This window comes from Aequorivita iocasae (assembly GCF_016757735.1).
GTDB lineage: Bacteria > Bacteroidota > Bacteroidia > Flavobacteriales > Flavobacteriaceae > Aequorivita > Aequorivita iocasae.
In genome coordinates, this window is sequence record NZ_CP068439.1 from 132,099 (window position 1) to 157,614 (window position 25,516).

At 39.2% G+C, this 25,516-nt stretch carries 24 protein-coding genes; 13 read left to right on the top strand and 11 right to left on the bottom strand.

Annotated elements, in window-relative coordinates; translation table 11 throughout:
* Positions 1-362: 362 nt before the first annotated feature.
* The 6 genes from JK629_RS00640 to JK629_RS00665 all read right to left on the bottom strand — a co-directional run bounded on the left by JK629_RS00640 (position 363) and on the right by JK629_RS00665 (position 8,228).
* Positions 363-755, bottom strand: a complete 393-nt coding sequence (locus JK629_RS00640) for a hypothetical protein (RefSeq protein WP_202336697.1) — start codon at positions 753-755, stop codon at positions 363-365.
* A gap of 4 nt (positions 756-759) precedes the next feature.
* Positions 760-1,854 carry a hypothetical protein gene (locus JK629_RS00645; protein WP_202336699.1) on the bottom strand — a complete coding sequence of 365 codons (1,095 nt, stop codon included), beginning with the start codon at positions 1,852-1,854 and terminating at the stop codon, positions 760-762.
* A 409-nt stretch (positions 1,855-2,263) separates the two neighbouring features.
* Positions 2,264-3,238 carry an SDR family oxidoreductase gene (locus tag JK629_RS00650; protein ID WP_202336701.1) on the bottom strand — a complete coding sequence of 325 codons (975 nt, stop codon included), beginning with the start codon at positions 3,236-3,238 and terminating at the stop codon, positions 2,264-2,266.
* A gap of 221 nt (positions 3,239-3,459) precedes the next feature.
* Positions 3,460-4,746, bottom strand: a complete 1,287-nt coding sequence (locus JK629_RS00655; protein WP_202336704.1) for a nucleotide sugar dehydrogenase — start codon at positions 4,744-4,746, stop codon at positions 3,460-3,462.
* Between the two features lie 212 nt (positions 4,747-4,958).
* Positions 4,959-7,427, bottom strand: a complete 2,469-nt coding sequence (locus tag JK629_RS00660) for a polysaccharide biosynthesis tyrosine autokinase (RefSeq protein ID WP_202336712.1) — start codon at positions 7,425-7,427, stop codon at positions 4,959-4,961.
* A gap of 6 nt (positions 7,428-7,433) precedes the next feature.
* Positions 7,434-8,228, bottom strand: a complete 795-nt coding sequence (locus JK629_RS00665) for a polysaccharide biosynthesis/export family protein (protein ID WP_202336714.1) — start codon at positions 8,226-8,228, stop codon at positions 7,434-7,436.
* A gap of 211 nt (positions 8,229-8,439) precedes the next feature.
* Here JK629_RS00665 and JK629_RS00670 point away from each other — a divergent pair, with 211 nt between their 5' ends.
* The 11 genes from JK629_RS00670 (at position 8,440) to JK629_RS00720 (ending at position 19,483) form a co-directional block, all read left to right on the top strand.
* The gene (locus JK629_RS00670) at positions 8,440-8,874 is read left to right on the top strand and encodes an SRPBCC family protein (protein ID WP_202336716.1); all 435 of its coding nucleotides are present in this window, start codon (positions 8,440-8,442) and stop codon (positions 8,872-8,874) included.
* Between the two features lie 9 nt (positions 8,875-8,883).
* Positions 8,884-9,399 (top strand): hypothetical protein, encoded by a 516-nt coding sequence (locus tag JK629_RS00675; RefSeq protein WP_202336717.1) that lies wholly within the window; start codon positions 8,884-8,886, stop codon positions 9,397-9,399.
* Positions 9,400-9,475: 76 nt separating this feature from the next.
* A complete protein-coding gene (locus tag JK629_RS00680) occupies positions 9,476-11,344 on the top strand; it encodes an ABC-F family ATP-binding cassette domain-containing protein (RefSeq protein WP_202336719.1) in 1,869 nt (622 codons plus the stop codon).
* A 97-nt stretch (positions 11,345-11,441) separates the two neighbouring features.
* On the top strand, positions 11,442-12,218 hold the full coding sequence (locus tag JK629_RS00685) for an O-methyltransferase (protein WP_202336721.1): 777 nt from the start codon (positions 11,442-11,444) through the stop codon (positions 12,216-12,218).
* Between the two features lie 178 nt (positions 12,219-12,396).
* Complete coding sequence (locus JK629_RS00690; protein ID WP_202336723.1) at positions 12,397-13,098, top strand: ABC transporter ATP-binding protein; 702 nt, start codon at positions 12,397-12,399, stop codon at positions 13,096-13,098.
* A gap of 79 nt (positions 13,099-13,177) precedes the next feature.
* Positions 13,178-13,348 carry a hypothetical protein gene (locus JK629_RS00695; protein WP_202336725.1) on the top strand — a complete coding sequence of 57 codons (171 nt, stop codon included), beginning with the start codon at positions 13,178-13,180 and terminating at the stop codon, positions 13,346-13,348.
* Between the two features lie 88 nt (positions 13,349-13,436).
* The gene (locus tag JK629_RS00700) at positions 13,437-14,009 is read left to right on the top strand and encodes a cob(I)yrinic acid a,c-diamide adenosyltransferase (RefSeq protein ID WP_202336727.1); all 573 of its coding nucleotides are present in this window, start codon (positions 13,437-13,439) and stop codon (positions 14,007-14,009) included.
* 248 nt (positions 14,010-14,257) lie between these two features.
* A complete protein-coding gene (locus JK629_RS00705) occupies positions 14,258-14,479 on the top strand; it encodes a DUF2795 domain-containing protein (RefSeq protein ID WP_014782927.1) in 222 nt (73 codons plus the stop codon).
* A 178-nt stretch (positions 14,480-14,657) separates the two neighbouring features.
* Entirely contained in the window at positions 14,658-18,017 is a 3,360-nt protein-coding gene (gene secA, locus JK629_RS00710; protein WP_202336729.1) for a preprotein translocase subunit SecA, read from the top strand.
* A gap of 235 nt (positions 18,018-18,252) precedes the next feature.
* Complete coding sequence (locus JK629_RS00715) at positions 18,253-18,909, top strand: DUF1579 domain-containing protein (protein ID WP_202336731.1); 657 nt, start codon at positions 18,253-18,255, stop codon at positions 18,907-18,909.
* Positions 18,910-19,006: 97 nt separating this feature from the next.
* Positions 19,007-19,483, top strand: a complete 477-nt coding sequence (locus JK629_RS00720) for a DUF4199 domain-containing protein (RefSeq protein WP_202336732.1) — start codon at positions 19,007-19,009, stop codon at positions 19,481-19,483.
* 236 nt (positions 19,484-19,719) lie between these two features.
* On the opposite strand, the gene JK629_RS00725 is transcribed toward JK629_RS00720, so the two are convergent.
* Genes JK629_RS00725 through JK629_RS00735 form a run of 3 tightly spaced genes read right to left on the bottom strand, consistent with a single transcriptional unit; the run spans position 19,720 to position 22,256 of the window.
* The gene (locus JK629_RS00725; protein ID WP_202336734.1) at positions 19,720-21,138 is read right to left on the bottom strand and encodes a DUF4097 family beta strand repeat-containing protein; all 1,419 of its coding nucleotides are present in this window, start codon (positions 21,136-21,138) and stop codon (positions 19,720-19,722) included.
* Positions 21,110-21,727: a hypothetical protein gene (locus JK629_RS00730; RefSeq protein ID WP_202336736.1), complete on the bottom strand. Its 618-nt coding sequence runs from the start codon at positions 21,725-21,727 to the stop codon at positions 21,110-21,112. Before JK629_RS00730 ends, JK629_RS00725 begins: the two co-directional genes overlap by 29 nt.
* On the bottom strand, positions 21,711-22,256 hold the full coding sequence (locus JK629_RS00735; RefSeq protein WP_202336737.1) for an RNA polymerase sigma factor: 546 nt from the start codon (positions 22,254-22,256) through the stop codon (positions 21,711-21,713). Before JK629_RS00735 ends, JK629_RS00730 begins: the two co-directional genes overlap by 17 nt.
* Positions 22,257-22,628: 372 nt before the next feature.
* On the opposite strand from JK629_RS00735, the gene JK629_RS00740 reads away from it, so the two are divergent.
* Positions 22,629-23,162, top strand: coding sequence for a DUF2383 domain-containing protein (locus tag JK629_RS00740; RefSeq protein WP_202336738.1), 534 nt, complete (start codon positions 22,629-22,631; stop codon positions 23,160-23,162).
* Between the two features lie 48 nt (positions 23,163-23,210).
* On the opposite strand, the gene JK629_RS00745 is transcribed toward JK629_RS00740, so the two are convergent.
* On the bottom strand, positions 23,211-23,639 hold the full coding sequence (locus tag JK629_RS00745; protein ID WP_202336741.1) for an Ohr family peroxiredoxin: 429 nt from the start codon (positions 23,637-23,639) through the stop codon (positions 23,211-23,213).
* Between the two features lie 94 nt (positions 23,640-23,733).
* Between JK629_RS00745 and meaB the strand changes: the two genes are divergently transcribed.
* A complete protein-coding gene (gene meaB, locus JK629_RS00750; RefSeq protein ID WP_202336743.1) occupies positions 23,734-24,816 on the top strand; it encodes a methylmalonyl Co-A mutase-associated GTPase MeaB in 1,083 nt (360 codons plus the stop codon).
* A 4-nt stretch (positions 24,817-24,820) separates the two neighbouring features.
* Here meaB and JK629_RS00755 read toward each other — a convergent pair whose 3' ends face one another.
* On the bottom strand, positions 24,821-25,516 hold the full coding sequence (locus JK629_RS00755; RefSeq protein WP_202336745.1) for a DUF1003 domain-containing protein: 696 nt from the start codon (positions 25,514-25,516) through the stop codon (positions 24,821-24,823).

The following is a 25,516-nucleotide window of genomic DNA, read 5'->3' on the forward strand; positions in this document are numbered from 1 at the left end:
CTTGGCTTTACAATAATGGGGATTTTGTGGTTGTTAATTTAAGATTAAGAAACTGTAGCTTAGAATGGAACTTTAAAGAAAACAACGAATGCTCTAAGGATATAATGTTGACAGCCCCTTTTTCCTGTTTTATCTCGGTAAGTAAATATATGCATTCACTCAAACTGACATTAGGTTTTATTTTCATGTAGAGAGGGGAGTTTGTTGAATAGTTTAATGGGGATTTGGAGCTGGGGCTCTAATGCGTTCTCGATACATTCACCTCGTGGCTCGGTGAATACTCGAACGGACATTTGAAAAAAATGAGTATTAAAAAATCTGTAAAGGTTTTATAAGGATTTTGATTTAACTAATAAAATATTTTAATTATTCCAAATAATTAAAGAAGGAATAGTTAGAGAAGCGTTAACTTCCTGATGTGTTGTGATATTAAATTTTTCATTTTCACTTTCTTTTTGATTATTCTCATCAATTGAGAGATAACTAACACTTTCTGAGAAAAAGACTTCAGATGCTATCATTAAAGAATGTACTATTATTCTAGAACTATTTCTTGATCTCTGAATATTTTTATTATCAATTGTATTTTTCTGACTTATATCATCAGGATAACCAATATTATACTCATATTTAATAGTCTGTATAGAATTACCAACATGAATAGGCGGATATTGTGAAACATTATTTTCTTGAGCTTGAAGTAACAAACTCATCATTAAGAAAACAAACAAATAAATGATTTTTGATGATTCCATAATTTTAAATTTTATTTATACCTAATGCTACAGCGCCATTGGTTACCAACCCACCATAATTATATATTCTTAATACTATAACATCAGGGCGAGCCTCCACATTTTCAACAGATAAGTTATTTGCAATTGCAGCAGGAACTGGGCCGACTAAATTTGCACTTACAGTAGAAGATGCTGTAACACCTGTCACATTAAAGGTATAGACATTTAGACCATTTGCAATAAATGGCAATGGACCATAAAATGTTTCAATATGATTTACTTCATTTAGGACTACCCATCGGTTATAATTTGTATTATATTGCAAGGTAACCGAGGCATATTGTCCCCTTAAGATTAGATCAGTTGCTCCTGGCACATTAATTCTATTTGCCCCACTTCCACCACTGTTATGACTTAAAGTCATTAATTGGTTGGTATTGTTTATAAGTGTTATTAATTGACCATCAGAATTATTAATTGGAACAATGCTATTAATAGTAAATGCACTAGTAGGACCATTTATTCTATATATTGAATGGGGAGTTGTTCCTAACGAAATATTGGTATTATTGCCATTTGATAGAGTAATAATAGCCCCTTCCCTTAAAGATAGAGCACCCTCAATATCTAAACTTGTTCTAGGATTATTAACTCCAATACCTACATTACCATTACTCAACACACGCATCCGTTCAGCACCATCAGTTGCAATCACTAAATCTTGAGAATTACTTGTCCCTAAATAATTCTGTCCGGCTCCTGTCCCCGGGATAGTCCCAGTATTCCCTGTCCGACCCCAAGCATCCGTACCATTGCCATCACCTACGGGAGTCCAAGAAGAACCATTCCAAAATACAAAACCTGGCCCTGTGGAGGTATTTGTATTATACACCAACATACCCTCCGCACCACTAGTTAAGGGCGAAAGGCTGTTTAAATTAGCTATATCTATACGGGGCAATAACACCCCCTTATTCGTACTGCTAATATCCAGTATAGAACCAGAATCTGGACTCGTAGTTCCAATACCAACCTGTGCAAATGTATTAAATGAAAGCATTAAAAAGAGAGAACAAATACTTAAAGCAAGCCCCTGGGGAGTGTACAAATTTTTCATAAAAAAATGTTTTAGATTAAAACGAAATTGTTATGATAAGGGGCGAAACAATGATATGGAAGTAGTTAAAAAAAAGCAAATTTTTTAAACTATACTTGATGTTGTGGTCTTTTTATTACAAAATACTCAAAATCTTCGTTAAGAAGTTTTTGATTTTCGACAAAAGGCTAAAATATGTAGGAAAATTACTTGCGCTGTAAGTGCATTAATTGTAGGAATTTAAACTTTAACATTTTGAAATTGTTAAAATTGGGGGAAATTCTGCTGAAAGCAGTATTTGGGGTGGGTTTTTTAAGAAGTGAGATGTGAATAGTGAGACGTGAAAAGTGAAGCGTGAAGTGTGAAGTGTAGTTGTGGGTTAAAATGAGAACAGACACTAGACACTAGACACAAGACACAAGACAACAAATCAGAACTGCTCCCAGGTAAGTCTCAAACCATCTTTTACTGAAAACAAAGGGTCGTAGCCCAAAAGTTTTCGTGCTTTATCAATATTTGCCAATGAATCGCGAACATCGCCTTTGCGGGGAGGGCCGTAATTGGCTTTAACTTCTTTGCCAGAAATATTTTTTAAGTTTTCCCATAGCATGTTTAAACTTATTCTTTCGCCAAAAGCCACATTGAAAACCTCATTTATGGCTTCCTCATTTGCAAAAAATGCACGCACATTTGCCTGCACGGCATTCTGGACAAAGGTGAAATCGCGGGTCTGTTCGCCATCGCCATTGATGGTTGGTGCTTTTTCGTCTTTTAAAGCCTGCATAAATAGCGGAATAACAGCTGCATAAGCACCCGTGGGACTTTGGTTGGGGCCGAACACATTGAAGTAGCGCAGCCCGATGGTCTGGGTGCCGTAGGTTTTGAAAAACACATCGGCATACAACTCATTCACCAATTTGGTAACCGCATAAGGTGATAGTGGCTTTCCAATGGTATCTTCCACTTTTGGGAGGTTTTTGCTATCGCCATAAGTAGAACTGGAAGCTGCATACACCATACGCTTTACTGTTTTGCTTTCGTTTTGTGCCACCAGCATATTTAAAAAACCTGTCACGTTTACCTCATTGGAAGTAAGCGGATCGTTGATGGAGCGTGGCACAGAACCCAAGGCGGCTTGGTGGGAAACAAAATCCATGCCCTCCATTGCTTTTTTGCAGGTTTTCAAATTGCGAATATCTCCTTCCAGAAATTCAAAACGGGGGTTATTCTGAAATGGCTCCAGATTCTTCATAAAACCTGTAGCCAGATTATCCAGCACACGAACTTTTTTGGCATTGTTTTCCAATAAATAAGCTACAAGATTTGAGCCTATAAAGCCTGCGCCGCCAGTTATTAGGAAAGCATGTTTTGAGAGGTCTGTGGTAGGGTATTTTGGAGTTTGCAAAGCGTTGATTGTTAATTATGGATTTATCTTTTAACCACAGAGGACACTGAGTTTTTCACAAAGATCACAAATATTTTCGCAGTTTCCCCTTGTGCCTTCTTGTGTTCTTTGTGGTTTACTTTTTATGGAATTCGTAAAATTTTATTTATTAATACAAAAGTCGTCAACAACCGCATAATTAGACAGCAGAAAGCTGAAAACCGAGAACCCAGAACCGAAAACTACAAACATCCATCGACCAAATTTTTTGGGAAAAACGATTTTACGTCAAATACTACCGACGGGGATGCCTTGTGTTTTTCTACATTAAAATCTGAAAACTCCCTATGGCCTACTGCCAATATAATGGCTTCATAATTTGCTTTTAGTTGGGATTCTTCGGTCAGCAATCGCAGTCCAAATTCATTGGATACTTCGCTAGCTTTTGCCCAAGGATCATAAACATCTATATTGAGGTTGTATTTACGCAACTCTTCTATAACATCAATTACCTTACTGTTACGTATATCGGGGCAGTTTTCCTTAAAGGTAATACCCATAACGAGTACATGGCCGCCCTTAACCTTGCATTCCTTTTGGATCATTAATCGAACTACTTCTTGGGCTACGTAATTGCCCATTCCATCGTTCATACGTCTTCCTGCCAAGATTATCTCCGGATTGTATCCCTCTTCCTGTGCTTTCTGTGCCAAATAATATGGATCTACGCCAATGCAATGCCCGCCCACTAGACCGGGAGTAAACTTTAAAAAGTTCCATTTGGTGCCCGCAGCTTCCAAAACATCTTGGGTGTCAATATTCAAAAGGCGAAAGATTTTAGAAAGTTCATTTACAAAAGCAATATTGATGTCGCGCTGTGAATTCTCAATCACTTTTGCCGCTTCCGCTACTTTTATAGAAGGTGCCAAATGGGTTCCGGCCGTTATTATTGAGGCATAAAGTTGGTCTACATATTCAGCAGCTTCGGGCGTAGAACCGGAGGTTACTTTTAAGATCTTGGTAACAGTATGTTGCTTATCGCCTGGGTTGATTCTCTCTGGAGAATATCCTGCATAGAAATCTTTATTGAATTTTAAATTGGAATATTCCTCCAGGATAGGAACACAAATATCCTCAGTAACTCCAGGATATACAGTAGATTCATAAATAACCACATCGTCTTTTTTCAAAAGCTTTCCAACAGTTTCACTAGCTTTTTGAAGCGGTATCAAAACAGGCTGGTTGTACTTATTGGTTGGGGTAGGAACCGTAACAATAAAAACCGTTGCCTGGGCCATTTTAGAAGCATCGTCCGTAACAATAAGACCAATAGTTTCGGATTGCTGCAATGCTTTCTTTAATTCTTCAGAAGAAAGTTCCAGGGTATTGTCGATCCCTTTTTGCAATTGACTGATACGTTCAGAATTGATATCGAAACCTATAACTTTATATTTTTCAGCAAATGCTGCGGCAAGCGGCAGACCTACATAACCAAGGCCTATTATTGCAATTGTGGGGTTTTGTTTCATCTGTGGATGTTTGGTAATATTTTTTGGGGCTTTTTCGATAATCGGCCACTTTAGTCGGCAAAATTAAGGGTTTTCATGGAATTTGGAGCGTTAAAATTTGAATACATACCTCCCCCTCCTTCATTCAAAGGGTGGAGCCAGTTTCGGAAATAACTTATGTTTTGTTATAAGCTTAAAAAGCCTCCTCTTAGAAGAGGGGTTTGGAGGAGATGTTACTTTCTTTTAAAAATCTTCTTCACCCTATCCAATAGCGTAGGGGGCTTTATATGCTCGTGATAGCCATTTCCGTAATTGCCATAACTACCATAACCGTAACCATAACCATAGCCGTAACCGTAGCCATAGCCTTTTCCGGTTTTTTCTAAATAGTCGTTCAGAACGATACTAATATGTTTTACTTCGCCAGTCTTGTATTTTTCGTTGACGAAAGTGAACATATTCTTATGGGTATAATTGAAACGGGCCATATAGAGCGTGGCGTCTACGTGTTTCATAAGTTCCAAAGAATCGGAAACGAGACCCAATGGGGGGGAGTCCAGAATAATATAATCATAGCGCTCCTTGAGCGCACCAATCAAATCATCCAGTTTTTCGCTGATCAATAATTCGGAAGGGTTTGGGGGTATGGGTCCTGAAGGGATAACATCCAAATGTGCTATTTCGGTTTTTTGAATTACGGTGTCAATATCTGCTTCATCTATAAGAAAATTTACTACCCCCATATCATTATTGATATTGAAATCGCCAAAAATCTTAGGCTTCCGAAGGTCGAGCCCTACCAAGACTGTCTTTTTTTCACTTAATGCAAATACCGAGGCAAGGTTTATGGAACAAAACGTTTTTCCTTCCCCACTGACGGAACTGGTTACCAATACAGTCTTAGCACCTTTAATGCCCTGCTTTTTATAAATGAATTGCAAGCTTGAGCGCAGTGCCCTGAAAGCCTCCGCGATTGCCGATTTAGGCTTGGTAAGCACCACCAGGTTACTTTCAATAGGACTTTTACCTATAATCCCCAACAACGGGATGGAGGTTATACGTTCCAGTTCCTTTACGTTGCTTATTTTGGTGTCGAAAAAAACACGCAGAAACACAAATACAAAGGGTATAAAAAGGCCAAGAAGACCTGCCATCATATAATTTAACTGGGTATTGGGGCCAATCTGTCCGCCTCCGGTATCCTTTGCGGAATCAATCACCATTACATCGCTAACATTGGCTGCTTTTACCAGACCAGCCTCACTGCGCTTTGCCAAAAACAGGTTGTAGGTGCCTTGGCTCAGGTTATAGCGGCGCTCAATGTTCAGTAAATCTTGCTGCTCCTTTGGAAGTTTTCGTATTTCGCCTTCATAACGGCCAATATCGCGGTTGATGGAAGTAAGTTCCTGATTTTTTAAACTTTTTGAGGAACGGATATTCTCCAGCAATACAGTTTTCACTGCATCAATCTGCCTATCAATATCGTTAAAAATCGGCGCGCCTTCCTTGAAGGAATATTGAAGCTTGTTGCGCTCTTCAGCAAGGGCAACGATTTTCCCTACCCCTGTTACTACACTAGCTTCTGAAATACCAGCAACAGAGGGAGCGGGCACATCCCTATAGTCGGAACGGTTTATAAGATAATCCTGAAGGGTGTTATAATAATTGAGCTCACGATTAACGGATTCTTTTCGCAAATCCAATTCATTCAATTTTGCATTTATCTCAGAGCCTTCGCTCTCCAAATTAAAGATGGCATTTTTGTTTTTGAATTGGTTTAGTTCGTCTTCCACCGTAGAGAGTTCGGCGGATTTTATGGCAAGGCTGCTATCGATAAACTTGATGGTTTTAGTAGCGAAAAGGTTTTTTCGCTCCAGCATATCTTCGCTTAACACTTCAACTGAAGTATTTAAGTAATCCACCAACTGCGCTTTGTTATTGCCCGTAAGCCGCATTTTTAGTACGGAAGAACCTTTACTTTCTGGACTAACCCGCACCCCGAGATATCTTCTTACGATGCCATCGTAATTTCGAAATACAATGTAGTAGGGAGTTCCCGGTTTTGAAATCATTTCGGGATTGGGCATTAAAACCCCACTGAAAAAGGGAAGCCGTATGGGTTCACCGATTTTGAAATCCTGTGAAAACTCGCCAGCATCCACAAACCTTGAACTTCTTTCTTTGGTACTATAATTTTGAAGATTGATGTTTCCTGCTTCCTCAAAGGCTACACTTAGGTTAAAATTAACCGAATCCTTAAAAACAATCTTGATTTGTTTGTTAAGCATTTGTGCTTTGGAGGTATCTACTTCCACAAAGAAAGGAGTCTGCTTATAAGCGTTCACCTGTTGGTATTTACCATCGCGCAGGTAATCCATATAGTATTGTAAACGCTCCACCACTTTTTCATTATGTGAGCGGGACTGTAAGGTTATAACGGCTGTGTTCACCTTATCTGTAGTACCTCCCCAATTAAAGGTTAGACTGGTATTGGAAGTAAAAAAGGGGTTTTGGTCGTCCTTAATGGAAACCATATTTTCCATTTGGTAAATAGGCAGTTTACGGACGTTTATATAATAAGCTATGGAAAAAGCAATAACTAGCGAAACCAAGAACAGCGGCCAATGGTGTAAAAGCCTAAATAGAAAACCTTTAAAATCAAAGGTGGTATGGGTTTCGTTTATTTCTAATTCCTCGCTCATATTTTTTTATAATCGGGTAAACAACAAAATGGTAGTAACCAAGGCTGTTGTAATGGAAATAATAGTGGTAAATGACTGCAGCCCCGTGGTACCCGTACCCAAGGATTTTTGTGGCAGTGGGTTAATCAAAATTAGGTCGTTCGGTTTTATGTAGTAGTAGGGTGAATTCATTGCGTCAAGTTTAGTAAGGTCTATGTGGTGCACCTTCTGGCCTGCCGGGTATTGGCGAATAATGACCACATCGCTCCTATCGCCCGTAAGTGTAATATCGCCGCTATTTGCAATGGCTTCCATAATGCTTACCTGGTCGCGATAAATAATTTTTGACCCCGGGCTGCCTATTTCACCATTGATGGTATAACGGATTCCCGCCAATTTTACAGTTACAAATACATTTGCCTCAGCCTTAAAATAATCACGAAGAAGAATTTCTTCCAAGCGTTCGCGAACCTCATCCACGGTATAGCCCAAAACATTCATCTCTCCCAGACTGGGAATGCGGATATTACCGTGATCGTCTACCACAAAACCATCGTAATACAGTCTTTCTTCTCCTGTGGCATTGGGATTGGCATCGCTTATCGGGTTAAAGATTCCTACAGTTTCTTGGTCCAATGCCTTTACCCTGATACTCAAAAGATCGTTTATTTGAAGTCTGTAAGGTTCTTGCCTTTTTCGCAATAGTGCCAATGTATCGGTACTACTTGTATTTTCCTGCAAATAGGTAAGCTGCTTGGTGGTTACGCAAGATGTGGCACACAGGGCAACAATCAAAAACAGCAACAGATAGGTAAACTTCATAAAGTGCAGGGTTGTTAATGGACAAATATAAAGTAACGCATTTAATAATGAAACATTTTTTCAGAAAGGAACATTTTCAGAAAGTTGTTGTTAAAATTAAAAAGCTCAGCGTAAAAAAACCATCAATAATTCCCTTTAGCAATTGAACCCTTGAGCCTACTTTTTAAATAAATAACTTACTTTTGAATAGCTCACTATATAAATTACAATTATGAAATATTCCGTATCAATCACCATAGACAAACCCGTGGATGAGGTTATTGCGCTTTTTGACAATGTCGATAATATGAAAAAGTGGATGGAGGGTCTTGAAAGTTTTGAACATATAAGCGGAACGCCCGGCGAAGTAGGCGCAAAATCGCGATTGGAATTTAAGATGGGTAAGCGTGAAATTGAAATGATAGAAACCATAACCGCCAAAAATCTGCCCGAAGAATTTACAGGCACCTATGAGGCCAAAGGAGTTTTCAATATAGTAAAAAACAGTTTTGAACCCTTGCCAGATAATAAAACCAAGTACAGCACCGAACAGGAGTTTCAGTTTAAGGGTTTTATGAAAATAATCGGTCTTTTGATGCCCGGGGCTTTTAAGAAGCAATCGATGAAATATTTGAGGGATTTTAAAACCTTTGCGGAAAGTCAATAACTAATTAGCATGGGCAAAGAAAAGTTGATTAAAAGACTGCGCTGGTATTATCCTTTAGAGAAGCTCCACACTTTTTTTACATTTCCCCTTTTGGCAATCTATTTTCTTACCCAACATCCATTTGTAAAAAGTATTTGGTTTCTCTATGGAATGATGGTGTGTATTTTTATTCTTTACCAAGGTCAAAAGTATTGGCAGCTCAAGTTATGGCGGCTAGTGGGAAAGCCGTTTTCACAAGTAAAAAACTTAAAGTTTTTCAAGAAGGCCAAACGCATTAATTTCCTTTTGATAATGGGGATGCCTGTTATTTTAGTTGTTCAGTTATTAATTGTTAACTGGAGTGTAGCAGATTTTGAGATACTGCTTTGGTCGTTTGCCGCAAACCTTTTTGCCATTTTGGAGCACATCAATTATTACCACACGCAATTGATGATTGACAACACTTCGGATATAGCATTTATTTTTAGGAATAAAAAATTGAAAACCGCCAGTTTGGCGAAGGATTTAAAGGAGAATCGTTTTTAAAAATTGTTATCCAACAAATTCTTCATTACACATTATTCATTAAACATTTACAGTACTTTTGCCGAAAATATAAACCGTGAATTACCTTTCAGTAGAAAATATCTCCAAGTCCTTCGGGATGCGGGTTTTGTTTGAAAATATTTCCTTCGGAATAAACGAAGGGCAAAAAATAGGTTTTGTGGCCAAAAACGGAACCGGAAAAACATCGCTTCTCAATATAATTGCGGGGAACGATAAAGCCGATACCGGCAATGTTGTTTTCAGAAAAGGGCTGAAGATAGCCTATCTACCCCAAGAACCGGATTTGGATCCAAAATTAACGGTAGAACAAACCATTTTTTCTTCAGATAATCCGATTCTCAAAATAATTGAGAATTACGAGCACGCAATCGAAAACCCTGACGATTCCGAAGCATACCAAAAAGCCTTTGACGCAATGGATGCGCATCACGCTTGGGATTTTGAAACGCGTTATAAGCAGATTCTTTTTAAACTGAAATTGGAAGATTTACAGGCAAAAGTTGGCAATTTGAGCGGCGGACAGAAAAAGCGACTCGCACTGGCGAATGCACTGCTTACTACACCGGATTTGCTGATAATGGATGAGCCCACCAACCACTTAGACTTGGAAATGATAGAATGGCTGGAAAATCTATTTGCGAAGGAAAATTTCACGCTGTTTATGGTTACGCACGACCGTTATTTTTTGGAGCGCGTTTGCAATGAAATTGTGGAATTGGACGAAGGCACACTTTACAGTTATAAAGGAAATTACAGTTATTACCTCGAAAAACGTGAAGCTAGAATAGAAAACGAAGCCACCGAAACCGGAAAGGCGAAGCAACTTTTTAAAAAGGAATTGGAATGGATGCGCCGCCAACCCAAAGCGCGAACTACCAAAAGCAAAAGCCGGATTGATGATTTCCACGAAATAAAGGACCGCGCCAGCAAACGCCGCAACGACCACCAAGTGCAACTGGAATTGAACATGGAACGCATGGGCACCAAGGTGGTGGAGCTTCATAAGATATCAAAATCATTTGGGGATAAAGTATTGTTGGACAAGTTTGAATATAACTTCAACCGTGGCGAACGCGTTGGAATTATAGGAAAGAATGGAACTGGGAAATCTACCTTTTTAAATATTCTCACAGGAGCATTAAAACCCGATTCGGGGAAAGTGGTTGTGGGTGAAACGGTACAATTCGGTTATTATACCCAAGCTGGAATCAACATAAAAGAAGGCCAAAAAGTAATTGATGTAATCCGTGAATACGGCGATTATATTCCCCTGAAAAAAGGACGGCAGATTTCGGCATCGCAACTGTTGGAGCGGTTTCTTTTTGATCCCAAAAAACAATACGATTTTGTGGAAAAATTGAGCGGTGGTGAACGCAAGCGACTTTATTTATGTACCGTTCTCATCAAAAACCCAAACTTTTTGATTCTCGATGAGCCTACGAACGATCTTGATATTGTGACGCTGAATGTTTTGGAAAGTTTTCTTTTGGATTTTCCCGGATGCCTTTTGGTAGTGAGCCACGACCGGTATTTTATGGATAAAATTGTAGATCATCTTTTTGTTTTCAGAGGAAATGCCGAGGTGGAGGATTTCCCTGGAAATTATACAGATTTTAGAGTTTACGAAGACAGTAATATACAGGAAAAACGCGAGGCCAGTGAGGCAGCACCAAAGGTAAAAAAAGACTGGAAGCAGGATAATACTCCCGCAAAACTGAGCTATAACGAGCAGAAGGAATACCAAAAACTGGAAAAGGAAATTGCCAATCTGGAAAAGGAGCGCGAAGAACTTCAAAATAAATTTGCCACGGAAAACTGGGACGGCGAAGAAATTGATAAGCAATCCATAAAACTACAGGAGATTATAGATACCATTGAAGCAAAGGAAGAACGCTGGTTTGAGCTTTCAGCGAAAATGGAGTAAAAATGCTATAGGCTATAAGCTATAAGCCGTAAGCAACTATTTATGAAATATGTATTTTAGCCTACAGCATAAAGCCTAAAGCTTATAGCCCTAAAAAATGATCCATCAATCAAAAAGTTACATAAAATTTATTCGGCTTGCCAAAAACAGACACGGCGTGCACTCCCCTTTTGTATATGATTTGGTGACAAATTGTTTTAACGACAAAACGAAATATCCCGAATACGAAACTCTTAAATCGCACCGTAAAGCTCTGCGAAGTGATACTTCCATGGTAGAAATGAAAGATTTTGGCCAAGGCTCAAGGGTGTTTAAAGGCAATGCCCGCAAGGTTTCCGCAGTGGTAAAAAATTCCGGGATGAAAAAGAAACGCCAAAAACTGCTCTTCCGTTTGGCGAAATATTTTAAAAGTGAAACTGTTTTGGAATTGGGTACCTCTCTGGGTTTGGGGACGGTTGCGCTTTCGCTTTCCAATGAGTTTTCTGCAATCCATACGGTGGAAGGCTGCCCAAATACCTTGCAAAAAGCGCAGGAATATTTTGAAAAATTCAACTTGCACAATATTCAAATCCATCAAAAAATATTCAATGAATTTCTTGCTGAAAATACTTCAGAAAAATACGACCTCATTTTTATAGACGGCGACCACAATGGCGAAAGGACATTGGGCTATTTCTATTCCCTATTAAAAAACGTACATAACAATTCCGTAATTATTTTCGACGATATTTACTGGAGCAAGGATATGACGGCGGCATGGCAGCAAATAATTGCTAATGATAAAGTAACGGTGAGCATAGATACTTTTCAATGGGGATTGGTTTTCTTTAGAAAAGAGCAGGCAAAGCAGCATTTTATTATTCGGGTTGGTTGATGGTTGATAAAATAGAGTTTTCTCTCTATTCTCTATTCTCTTCTCTATTTTCTTTTCTCTTTTACCTTTCCGCAAATTCCTTTCCCACATAACTTTAAACTTTTAACTTTGAACTTTTAACTAACACTGTAACAACCCACCTACCTTTGCGTCCTATAAAACAAATTGAAATACGCCCATGAGCTTAGTAATTAAAATTCGAAATATCACGCGCGACTTCCCACTGGGGAATGAAGTGGTTAAAGTTTTAAAGGGAATAGATCTGGACATTGAGCGCGGCGAATACGTAGCGCTGATGGGCCCTTCCGGTTCGGGAAAATCTACTTTGATGAACCTCTTGGGATGTTTGGACACGCCAACTTCGGGCAGCTACGAACTCAACGGAAAGGACGTCAGCAATATGACGGATGACGAATTGGCTGAAATTCGCAATAAGGAAATTGGCTTCGTTTTTCAAACTTTCAATCTCTTGCCCCGTACCACCGCACTTGAAAATGTGGCGCTACCGATGGTTTATGCAGGTGCTTCAAAAAGCGAACGCACTGAACGCGCCAAAGAAGTTTTAACAAATGTGGGGCTAGCTGACCGAATGGACCATAAACCAAACCAACTTTCCGGTGGGCAGCGCCAGCGGGTAGCAGTAGGAAGAGCTTTGGTGAATAAGCCTTCCATTATTTTGGCAGATGAGCCTACGGGAAATTTGGACTCAAAGACCTCGGAAGAAATAATGAATCTTTTTAACGAAATCCACAAAGCTGGCAATACAGTAATTCTAGTTACCCACGAAGAGGATATTGCTGAAAACGCCCATAGAATTATTCGCTTGCGGGATGGAATTGTGGAAAGTGATACTAAGAAGGAAGTAGTGAGTAGTGAGTAGTGAGTAGTGAGTAGTGAGTAGTGAGTAAAAATATTATAACCCATTTCGCATTTCCTCTTTCCTGTTTTATCTTTGGAATATGAATCTTGACCTTTCAAACCCCATCGTTTTAATTATTGGTGGAATTCTGCTACTTGCAATTCTCTATTTTTGGAACAAACGCAATGCTTCAAACCAAAAGGCGCGTCGTAATAGAAATTTCCGCAGTAGTTATTACGAGCGGAAAAAGGAACGGGAAAAAGAAAGTTAGCAGCTAGCAGTTACAGATGGCAGTTATTACCTTGTATTATTCTTAGGGTAATTTGTAACTTTGGAAGTTCACAAACTACAAAAATAAAATGAAAATATATACCAAAACCGGCGATACAGGCACCACTGCCCTTTTCGGCGGTACACGTGTTCCCAAGCACAACATCCGTATTGAGAGTTACGGTACGGTTGATGAACTTAACTCATACCTCGGTCTGATCAGGACACAGGAAATTGACCCACGTAGCAAAGAAATATTGACCCAAATTCAAGATAGACTTTTCACCTTGGGCGCCATTTTGGCCACAGACCCTGAAAAGGCAACTTTAAAAAGTGGAAAGGAACGCCTAAACATTCCGAAAATTGAGGAAGAAGACATCACGCTTTTAGAAAATGAAATGGACCGTATGAACGATGCCCTACCACCAATGACACATTTTATATTGCCTGGCGGAAATACTACCGTGTCATATTGTCACATAGCCCGTACTGTCTGCCGCCGTGCAGAGCGGCGTACCACACTTTTGAATGAAAATGAGCCTATTGATGAACGGGTGCTGATCTATTTAAACCGACTATCTGACTACCTATTTGTGCTGGCACGAAAGTTGTCTAAAGACACAAACGCAGAAGAGACGCAATGGATTCCGAAGAAGTTGTGAGTTGTCGGTTGTCGGTTGTCGGTTGTCGGTTGTCGGTTGTCGGTTGTCGGTTGTCGGTTGTGAAAAATGAGAAAATGTATTGATTTTCAATATTTTCGTTAAAAAACCGAGCTATAAGTAAATATGTAATTCACTTACAATCAATCATTTAAAAACGTTCTTTAAAATATAGCAGAAATAATTTGGATTTTTCTTGACTTTTTAATCTAAAAAATTACTTTTGCAGAAATTATAAAACCTAAAGTGCTATGTACTGGACATTAGAATTGGCATCCTATTTAAGCGATGCGCCCTGGCCCGCAACCAAAGACGAATTGATTGATTACGCGATCAGGACCGGTGCTCCACTGGAAGTAGTGGAAAACCTTCAGGCTATTGAAGACGAGGGAGACTCCTATGACTCTATTGAAGAGATATGGGCAGACTACCCAACCGACGATGATTATCTTTGGAACGAGGATGAATATTAATCCCAAAGGTTTGGGAAACAATTAAAATAATATAAAAAGTCTCTTTTACGAGGCTTTTTTTTATTTAAAAAGTCGCCACTAAGACACTATTAAAATATAATCAATCGTGAATTTGTGGCTAAAAAACAAAATTGACAAAAGAGTGCTGCGCTGCAACACTTCAAAATAAATACACATCATGGGAATATTAGATAACGTACTAAAAGTTTTTGTAGGCGATAAATCAAAAAAAGACATCAGCCAAATACAGCCACTTGTAAATGAAATAAAAAAACACGAAGCAGCCATAGAAAAACTCTCCCACGATGAGCTAAGGGCGAAGTCAGATTTTTTCAGAAAAGAAATAAAAGCAGCACAAAAAGATGTTCAGGACCAAATTGACAGCCTTGAAAAACAATCTGAGGAAGAGCAGGACATCAACAAAAAAGAAGAATACTACAACCAGATAGACAAACTAAAGGACGATCGCTACGAAATTGAAAAAGCGACCCTTACCAAAATACTTCCCGAAGCTTTTGCCGTGATGAAAGAAACCGCAAAACGCTTTAAAGACAACGAAACCATTACCGTTACGGCGAGTCCTTTTGACCGGGAAATTTCTGCAGACAAAGACTATGTAACCCTTGAAGATGACAAAGCCATTTGGAAAAACTCTTGGGATGCCGCCGGAAAACCCATTACTTGGGATATGGTGCACTACGATGTTCAGTTAATTGGTGGTGTGGCACTTCACGAAGGGAAAGTAGCCGAAATGCAAACGGGTGAAGGTAAAACCTTGGTTGCTACGCTACCCATGTATCTCAACGCCCTTGCCGGTAACGGGGTTCACCTTGTTACGGTGAATGACTACCTTGCAAGACGTGATAGCGCGTGGATGGCTCCGTTATTTGAATTCCACGGAATGACAGTAGATTGTATTGACAACCACCGCCCCAATTCCGCAGCACGAAGAAAGGCTTATCTCTCTGATATAACTTATGGAACCAATAATGAATTTGGTTTTGATTACCTGCGCGATAATATGGCGCATGCCCCAAACGATCTTGTACAGCGTCCGCACCACTATGCTATTGTGGATGAGGTGGATTCGGTATTGATTGACGATGCACGTACGCCGCTTATTATTTCAGGGCCCGTGCCAGAAGGCGACCGTCATGAATTCAACGAGTTGAAGCCAAAAATCAGCAATATTGTTGACGTTCAGAAAAAATACTTGACCGGCGTTTTGGCCGAAGCCAAAAGGCTTATAAAGGAAGGTGATGAAAAAGAAGGCGGGTTCCAGTTATTGCGAGTATACCGCGGTTTGCCAAAGAACAAAGCATTGATTAAATACCTTTCCGAAGAAGGCGTAAAACAAATTCTACAGAAAACCGAAAACCACTATATGAGCGACAACAACCGCGAAATGCCAAAGGTTGATGCTGAGCTCTATTTTGTAATTGACGAAAAAAACAACCAGATAGAACTTACCGACAAAGGTGTAGATTTCCTTTCTGGGGAAGGTGATCCCGATTTCTTCGTAATGCCAGAAATAGGTACCGAAATAGCCAAGATAGAAAACATGGGACTGCCAAAAGAAGAAGAAGTTGCCAAAAAAGAAGAGCTTTTCCGTGATTTTTCGGTAAAAAGTGAACGTATTCACACGATGAACCAACTCTTGAAAGCCTATACGCTTTTTGAAAAGGACGACCAATATGTGGTGATGGACAACAAGGTTTTGATCGTGGATGAGCAAACGGGCCGTATTATGGACGGTCGCCGTTACAGCGACGGACTTCACCAAGCTATTGAGGCTAAGGAGGATGTGAAGATTGAGGCCATGACCCAAACCTTCGCGACCATTACGCTTCAGAATTACTTTAGAATGTACCGCAAGCTTTCAGGGATGACAGGTACTGCAGTTACAGAGGCTGGCGAACTTTGGGAAATCTACAAACTTGATGTGGTAGAAATTCCTACCAACCGCCCCATTGCCCGTCAAGACCGTGAGGATAAAATTTACAAAACCAAACGTGAAAAATACAACGCCGTAGCGGAGGAAGTTACAGCGCTTTCCCAAGCAGGCAGACCCGTTTTGATTGGTACAACATCAGTAGAGATTTCAGAATTGTTGAGCCGTATGTTGAGTATTCGCAATATTCCCCACAACGTTTTAAACGCAAAACTCCACAAACGCGAGGCAGACATTGTAGCCGAAGCGGGAAAAAGTGGTATCGTAACTATAGCCACCAACATGGCCGGTCGTGGTACAGATATTAAACTGAGCAAGGAAGTAAAAGAAGCTGGCGGACTTGCGATTGTAGGTACCGAAAGGCACGATAGCCGTCGCGTGGACAGACAGTTGCGCGGACGTAGTGGCCGTCAGGGAGATCCGGGAAGCTCGCAGTTCTATGTTTCCCTGGAAGACAACTTGATGCGTCTTTTCGGAAGTGAGCGAATTGCTAAAATGATGGACCGTATGGGCTTGAAGGAAGGCGAGGTTATTCAGCACAGTATGATTTCAAAATCCATTGAACGCGCACAGAAAAAAGTTGAGGAAAACAACTTCGGAATCCGTAAACGTTTGCTTGAATATGATGACGTGATGAACGCCCAACGTGAGGTGGTTTACAAACGTAGATACCACGCATTGTTTGGTGACAGGCTTCGTGTGGACATTGCAAACATGATTTACGACACTGCCGAAGTAATTGCAGAAAGCAATAAATTGGCACAGGACTATAAGAATTTTGAATTTGAATTGATTCGTTTCTTCTCCATGAGCTCCCCTATTTCCGAAAAGGAATTTGAGAAAATGGATGCCCGAGAAATTGCCGGTAAAATTTACAAAGCCGCCTACGTTCATTATCAGGATAAAATGGCCCGCAATGCCGAAATGGCCTTCCCGGTAATTAAAAATGTTTACGAGACACAAAAAGATAAATACAAACGTATTCTTGTGCCGTTTACAGATGGCGTAAAAACCTTAAACGTTGCTACAGATCTTGAAAAAGCCTACGAAACCGAAGGAAAGCAATTGGTGAACGATTTTGAAAAGAATATTACCCTCGCCATTATTGATGATGCATGGAAAACACACCTTCGCAAGATGGACGAATTGAAACAATCCGTACAGCTGGCAGTTCACGAGCAAAAAGATCCTTTGTTGATTTATAAGTTTGAAGCTTTTGAACTTTTTAAGGCGATGATTGAGAAAGTGAACAAGGATGTTATTTCGTTCCTTTTCAAAGGAGAATTGCCACAGGAAAACCAACAGCAAATTCAGGAAGCACGCGAAGTAAAACGCAAGGAAAACCTGAGCGAGCAGAAAGATGAAATTCCGAATATGGATGAGCGTGCCGCCCAATCTCGAGCTGCAGGAAATACCCAACCCCAGCGCCAACAAGTAACTGAAACCATTACTCGTGAGCGTCCTAAAATAAACCGCAACGATAAGGTGACCATTAAGCACGTGATGAGCGGTGAGAATAAAGAGATGAAGTTTAAGCAAGCCATTCCTCTGCTCGATAAGGGAGATTGGGTGCTTGTGGATGATTAATTTTTAGACCTAGGACGAAAAGACTTAGGACATAAGATTATTTGCTTTAAATTTTTTAAATATTTTATATCCCGAAGAATTACTTCGGGATTTTTTATGACTTATATTTTAAAGCTTTAGTTCATTAAACCTTCTTTCTGTTTAAAAATCACTTATTTATAAAGATAAAATTAATAAAATCAGGAAGTTTTTCATAATTTTATATATCAAAATCAACCTTTTAAAACCAAATATTATGAAAAAAGTACTATTCACACTCGCCTGCTTATCGTTGGCATTTATCTCCTGCAACGATAGTGCAAAAGAAAAAATGGAAACCGAAGACACTACTATAGTAGCAGATACCACTGCCACTGAAGAAGCCGAAATGATGGAAGAACCCATGGATTCCATAGCGATGCAAAAAGCTTGGGAAGCATACATGACACCTGGGGAACCCCACAAAAGAATGGCTGCCGATGTAGGCACCTGGAATGACGAACTTACTTTTTGGATGGGCCCCGATGCGCCACCAGAAAAGGCTACCGCCACCGATGAAGTAAAAATGATTATGGGAGGGCGCTACCAAGAAAGCACAACCACTGGTGAAATGATGGGTATGCCCTTTGAAGGTAGATCAACCTTAGCTTATGATAACGCCACCAATGAATATATTTCTACATGGATAGACAATATGGGCACAGGTCTGGCCGTAATGCGAGGAAAATATGATGATGCCAGCAAAACAACAACCCTTACGGGCACAATGGTAGACCCAATGAGTGGAAAAGAAAAGCAGGTGAAACAAGTATATACTTTTGTAGATGAAAATACCCGAAAGATTGAAATGTATGAGGTAGGTGCTGAAGGAAAGGAAAACAAAACTATGGAAATTATTATGAAGCGAGCATAATTATTGCACACTTTAATGTATTACAAATCCCGAGGCATATACTCGGGATTTTTAATGGGAAAATAAAGTATCTTTAAACTCAAAAACGAGATTAAATATGAAAAAGATTTTCATCGAGTTTAAATGGGCAATAATTTTCACCATTACCCTGCTCGCGTGGATGCTGCTGGAGAAAACACTTGGCTGGCATGAAGAGCAGATTGCAGATCATCAATGGCTAACGCTTCTATTTGCTCCTTTTGCCATATTGATGTATTTGTTGGAAATGCGCGAAAAAAGAAGGCGGGTTTACGGCGGAAAAATCACTTGGCTTCAGGGTTTTATTTCAGGAATTATTCTTAGTGTTTTTGTGGCATTGCTTTCGCCTTTGGGGCAATACATTACCCATAATTATATAACCCCCCAATATTTCAACAATGTGATTGAATATTCCGTAACTAATGATCTGATGACCCGTGAAAAAGCTAACGACTATTTCAACATAAATAGCTATATGTGGCAATCTGCCATTGGGGCTTTTGGTTTTGGAGTAATTACAGCAGCTGTGGTTGCAATCTTTGTGAGGAAAAAGTAAATTAGATAGTGAAGATTTGATTTTTTAAAACCATTTAAAATAATTGCTATACCAGTATTTGAAAAAACTTTTGTGGTCAATATGATTCGAAAAATGAATGGCGTTTTTCGATAAAAGTTTCCCAAAATGGAAATATTGATGACCTAAAAATTGTAAAGCAATAAGCAGATTCACTTTTTTTTTCACTTTAGCTGCAAGCCCTTTTCATTTGGAAAGTAATTTCAAATCATACACGGCTATTGAAGTGAAACATTACTGTAAGTTGAATTTATAGTGATGGTTTTGTTAGAACCATTATTTTGGTTAAACCCTTTCACTAAAACCCGATCGGCACTTTTGGATTCTTTTAGTTGAAGTGATTTAGGATACTTCAACGTAGATTTTTTACCCGTAAAGTAAAATGAAAATGCACCGCTAGGTATTTTCACTTTGGCATCAGTATTCTCTAAACGTATATCAAGCGTTTCAAATCCATCAGAGACCTTATCAATTTTTAAGTTCCCAAAAGAACCCGATAGGAATGCCTGATTGGATATGTTACCAATACGTACGTCGCTGGAATTCGCTTGAAGATTTATGTTCTGAACATTATCAATCTTACAATTATCTACATATTTTACATTCAAGCCGCCTTGTTTCCATACATTCACTATAACCGGCGCATAAGATGCATTGATGAGGGTTTGCCCCCCATCAATGCTATTTGCCGTAAATGGCGTGTAATTTAAATTGGCTTTTATATTATTGGCATCTGCCATTTTGAGATCGCCGTGGCGCACATTAACTTCAGTCTTGGTATTTTTTGGAAGGCGAATTATAAGGGTTTTCTTTCCCTTAGCGCTGTTCCCACTATTGTTACGGTTTCCCTGAATAACAATAGCGGTTCCGTGTGGGCTTTTGGTAACGGTTTTGGTGTAATTGCCTCCCTCATCGTCGTACTCCTTTTCAATCTCGTTTGCCCAAGCTTCCATTTTTTTACCGTATTCTTCGCCCCAGGCTTCCATCCGTTTTCCAAAATCTTCGCCCCAAGCTTCCATTCTTTTTCCATAGGCTTCGCCTATGCTGTCTGCTCGTTTTTCATCCCAGGACTCCTCGAAGCGTTTGCCCCATTCCTCCATTCGTTTTTCAAAATCCTTCCCAAAATTTTTGTCCATTTGGGCTTCAAACTTTTTCATATAGCCCTCTTCGTCTTTTTTAAACTCTTCATAATCAAACTGAATGTCACCTATGCTTTCCAATAAATCTGCAGGTAGCGGCGGCACTTTTATATTTTGTATCATAGGCATAACCATATCTTCCATTAGCGGGCCAATAAATTCAAGGTTAGGCATATCGCTCATTGGAAAAGGTTGGTTGCCGGCATTGGATGTTACAGTTATTTTTTTACTGTTTCCGGTCACCTCCAGATCCCAATTTTTCATCAGTTGTTCCTTTTGACTCTCAGAAAGGTTATCCCCTTCAATAAAGGCTTCAACTTCTACCTTGTTTTTGTTCCAGGTTTCAAAAACTACATTTGTAAAAGATGTATTTACAGAAATTTCTACATTGTCAGAGACATTGAAGCTCTCCACATATTTTGTTTGTGAGTAGCCAAAAGTTGTGGCAAATGTTAGTACTACAAGGGTACTACGTTTGAATAGCTTTAAATTCTTCATTGTTTTGATTTTTAAGTTCTTTTAATTTGTTTTTAAGTTTGAACAGCAAATCCAAACGAAGTTTCAAATTGTCAATCAATGCGGTTACGGTCGCTTCGGTAGGGCCCACTTTGCTCAGTTCGGCATTTAACGAGTTATATTCCATATCCAATTCGGCAAGTCGTTTCATGTAGCCATCAACCAAGTCTTTATTGTCATCGGTTATCTTAAGCGAAGCCAATTGTACATTTATCCCCGCCATATAATATTCCTCCACTTTTTTTAAGTCTGGCGAAATATCTGCGAGGGTAAGTTTTGGTGCCTCACTGCTTTCTCTAGTCTCAGTAGCGTTGTCTACAACAGCCTTATTTGAATCGATAATTGTATTGTTTTTTGACAATTGCTGATATCCAAAAAAACTTACCGCCAAAAGCACCACTACCATTGCGGCTATTTTAAGCCAGGGGATGGAAGTATTTTTCTCTTCAGAAATATTCTCTGAAAAAGCTTTGTCCAGTTTGGCCTCAAAGCGAGCCTGATGCCCTTCCCTAAGTTTAGGAGTTTTAGGGTCATCATAATTTTCAAACATTTTTTTAATATCCTGTGCCATAGCGCAAGTGTTTTAGTGTTTCTTTTAATTTTGTTTTTCCACGGTGCAGGTAGGTTCTCGATGCATTTTCAGAAATCTGCAGTATTTCTGAAATTTCCTGATGGTCATATCCTTCAATCAAAAACAATTTTACAGTTGCCTTATAATTTTCCGGTAGTTCTTCAATTGCTGAAATCACTTCAGAAATAGAGTTTTCATCAGAAATTGACCAGTCCGAATCATCCTCCACCATTGTAAAGACCTCTTCGTTCAACGATTGCAATTCCATTTTTTTTGCCTTTATGGTATCAAGACAAGTATTTATTACAATCCGTTTTAGCCAAGCTCCAAAAGTGACGTCTCCCTTAAATTGGCTTAGCTTTTTAAAAGCCTTGATAAATGCTTCCTGCATCGCGTCTTCCGCGGCCGCGGTGTCCTTTAGATACCTATTGGCAATGGCATACATTCCGTCACAATATTTGCCATAAAGCGCCATTTGTGCCTTTCGATTGTTTTGTTTACACTGCTCGATAAGTAATAAATCGGACAAACTTGATGGTTTTTTTGGTTGCTGTTCACTTAAAAGACGACAAATTAATTTAGATGTTGCAGTTTTTAGTTTTTTTCTTATGTTTTTATACACTTCAATTTAAATGTTAGGTTATGAGACCTATTAAATCACTCCAAATCTTTATGTGTACGACCAATTAAATCTTGATAAAAAATTTTGTATATTATCCCCATACGCACCATTATAGAATATAATTTTTACCCTAATTTTCTTCCCTGAGAATTTTTGGCACACATTATGCCTAAGTAATTAAAAATTAGCTTATAAATTACTGTTAACTAATCATAAAAAATTGTTCATTTTTTATAAAACAGTAGTTTTTTGTGGTAAATTTGATAAAACCATCTACCTATGAAAAAGAAATACGCAGATTTTGATAAATTAAACCGTTTACTCGTAGCCTGTTTTGAAGCTGAAAAACTGTATTACAATGCAGCACAGGATGCACAGACTACCGATTTAAAGAGGTTTTTGAATTATATGGCCGTGGAACGCAACCGGATGAGCCACGATATTTCAAACGAACTTCATTCCCGTGACATTGAACCTTTAAAACAAGATTCAGAAAAAGGGAATATTGACCGTACTTGGCAAGAAATTAAAGAAGCCTTGGAGTATTTCGATGCCGAAGCCATTGTAAGGTCCTGTATAAACCGTGACCGTAACAACATTAAAAGATATGATGAACTTTTAGAGCGTCGGGAATTACCGGACAGTATTTTGGAACTTCTAGAAAAACAAAAATATCAATTGGAGTGGTATATTAAGCAAGCCGCCCAACAGCCTAAGAAAAGTCCATTTGTTGAGGAAAAAAAAGAAGAAAAGAAGGAAGAGCCCCAAAAAGAGGAAGAAGGGGGAAAAGTGATAAATCTAAAAGCAATGTAAAATAAAAAGCCCCGAAAATTCGGGGCTTTTTATTTATGTTATCTTGAACTATTCGTCCAATAAAAGGTTTAGGGTTACCGTAATGTTATCTCGTGTAGCACGGGAATAGGGGCATACTTCGTGAGCTTTATTAACCAGATCCTCTCCAGTTTTCACATCAACACCAGGTAGATAACAATCCAATGTTGCACGCAATTGTAAATCTCCATCCTTTGTTTTTCCAATTTCGATATTTGCTGTTACGCTCATATCATCGCCCAATTTAATTTTTTTGTTTTCGGCTATCATTTGCACAGCACTACCAAAACAAGCCGCATAAGCACTGCCAAAAAGTTGTTCAGGATTTGTGCCTTTACCCCCATCGCCGCCAAGTCCTTTAGGTACGGAAAGTTCCATGTCAATTTTGCCATCCTCGGTAGTTACGTGTCCTTTTCTTCCGCCGACAGCTGTAGATGAAGCTTCATATAAGATTTTCATTTTTTTCTGAATTTTAAAATTATTAAATTTCAAGATACTACCTAAAACTCATTTCTAAAAGAACATATTCATAAAATTGTCCTAAATTCACGCTGTGGCAGAGAAGGTAAAAAAAATAAGCGCACTCAAAGAAAAGGAAGGAATTTCGCAACCTGAAACTTTAAACAGGGAAGTTGTGAAACAACTCCAATCTTCCAAAAAGAAAGAGTTATCAATCGATGAATTGGTCTCTGGAATCTTAGATCAAAATCAGGCCACACTTAGTCGAGCCATAACCATTATTGAAAGCACCGCCCAAAAACACCAACAACAAGCAAAATCAATTATAGACAACTGCTTACCCCACGCCAATCGCTCCATCCGTATCGGGATTACGGGTGTTCCCGGCGTGGGCAAAAGTACTTTTATTGAAAGTTTTGGAAAGCTGCTCATTTCTGAAGGGAAAAAAGTAGCTGTTTTAACCGTTGATCCGAGCAGTAGTATAAGCAAGGGGAGCATTCTTGGTGACAAAACCCGAATGGAGAAATTGGTTAAGGAAAAAAATGCTTTCATACGTCCTTCCGCCAGTGGTGACACTTTGGGCGGGGTTGCCCGTAAAACCCGAGAAACCATCATTCTGTGCGAAGCCGCAGGTTTTGATGTAATCTTGATTGAAACCGTGGGCGTAGGCCAAAGCGAAACCGCCGTACATTCCATGACCGATTTCTTTTTATTGCTGAAGCTTGCCGGTGCCGGGGATGAACTGCAAGGCATAAAACGCGGCATTATGGAAATGGCAGACTCCATTGTTATCAACAAAGCAGATGGTGAAAATCTAAAAGCAGCAAAAATCGCCAAAAATGAATTTAACCGCGCACTACACCTCTATCCCGCAAAAGAAAGTGGGTGGGCGCCCAAAACAATTTTATGTAGCGCCCTTAAAAATGAAGGCATTGCTGAAATTTGGGAAGTGGTTTCAGATTATTTTGAAACTGTAAAAAGCAACGGCTATTTTCAGCATAAACGAAAAGAACAGAACAAATTTTGGCTGATGCAAACGATAGAAAGCCGTTTGAAAAGTGAATTTTATGCTAACCCTTTAGTTAAAGTAGAACTGGAAAAGCAGTTGCTCGCCTTAGACAAAAACAAAACTACTCCTTTTGAGGCTGCGGAGAAATTGCTTTCCATGAAAAATTAACCCCCTATTTCAACCGTTTCATAATATCCTCCATCATTTCCACCTGCACCTGCTGAATATTTAAAAGCTCTTGCTGTTGATGGATAATTAAATGGTCAAGTTTTTCGTGGAGCATCCGTATTTCTAGTTCAGATTTCAGGTTTATCATATAATCCTGTTTGGCGCGCTCCCTGTCTTTTTCTTCCTGTCGGTTTTGGCTCATCATAATCACCGGAGCTTGTAATGCCGCCAAACATGAAAGTATTAAATTCAGAAGTATAAAAGGATACGGATCAAAGGGTTTGCTGGTCAAGAAAATGATGTTGATACACATCCATACAAATATGAAAGCGGCAAAAAGGATTATGAATTTCCAACTGCCTCCAAAACTTGCTATTTTATCTGCCAGTTTTTGCCCGTAAGTAAATTTGGCGGAGGCTTCATCCAGAATAATTTTAGAGGAAATTGCTTCTTGGTTTTGGATGGTTTCCAACACATCCTTTTCCAGTTCGCCCAATTCGCCAACCTCGTCCAACAAATATTCTGAAATGTATTTTTGGCGGTATTGATTTAGCTCTGAGATGGATAAGAAACTGTTGTGATTAAAAGAAGGATGCTCTTTTTCTATTAAATCAAAAATAGCTTTGCGAATGGCCTTGGCGTGCATTTTTTCGCTTTCGGGAAATTCCTTCCCGGAAACATTGCTTACAAATGTCTTCAT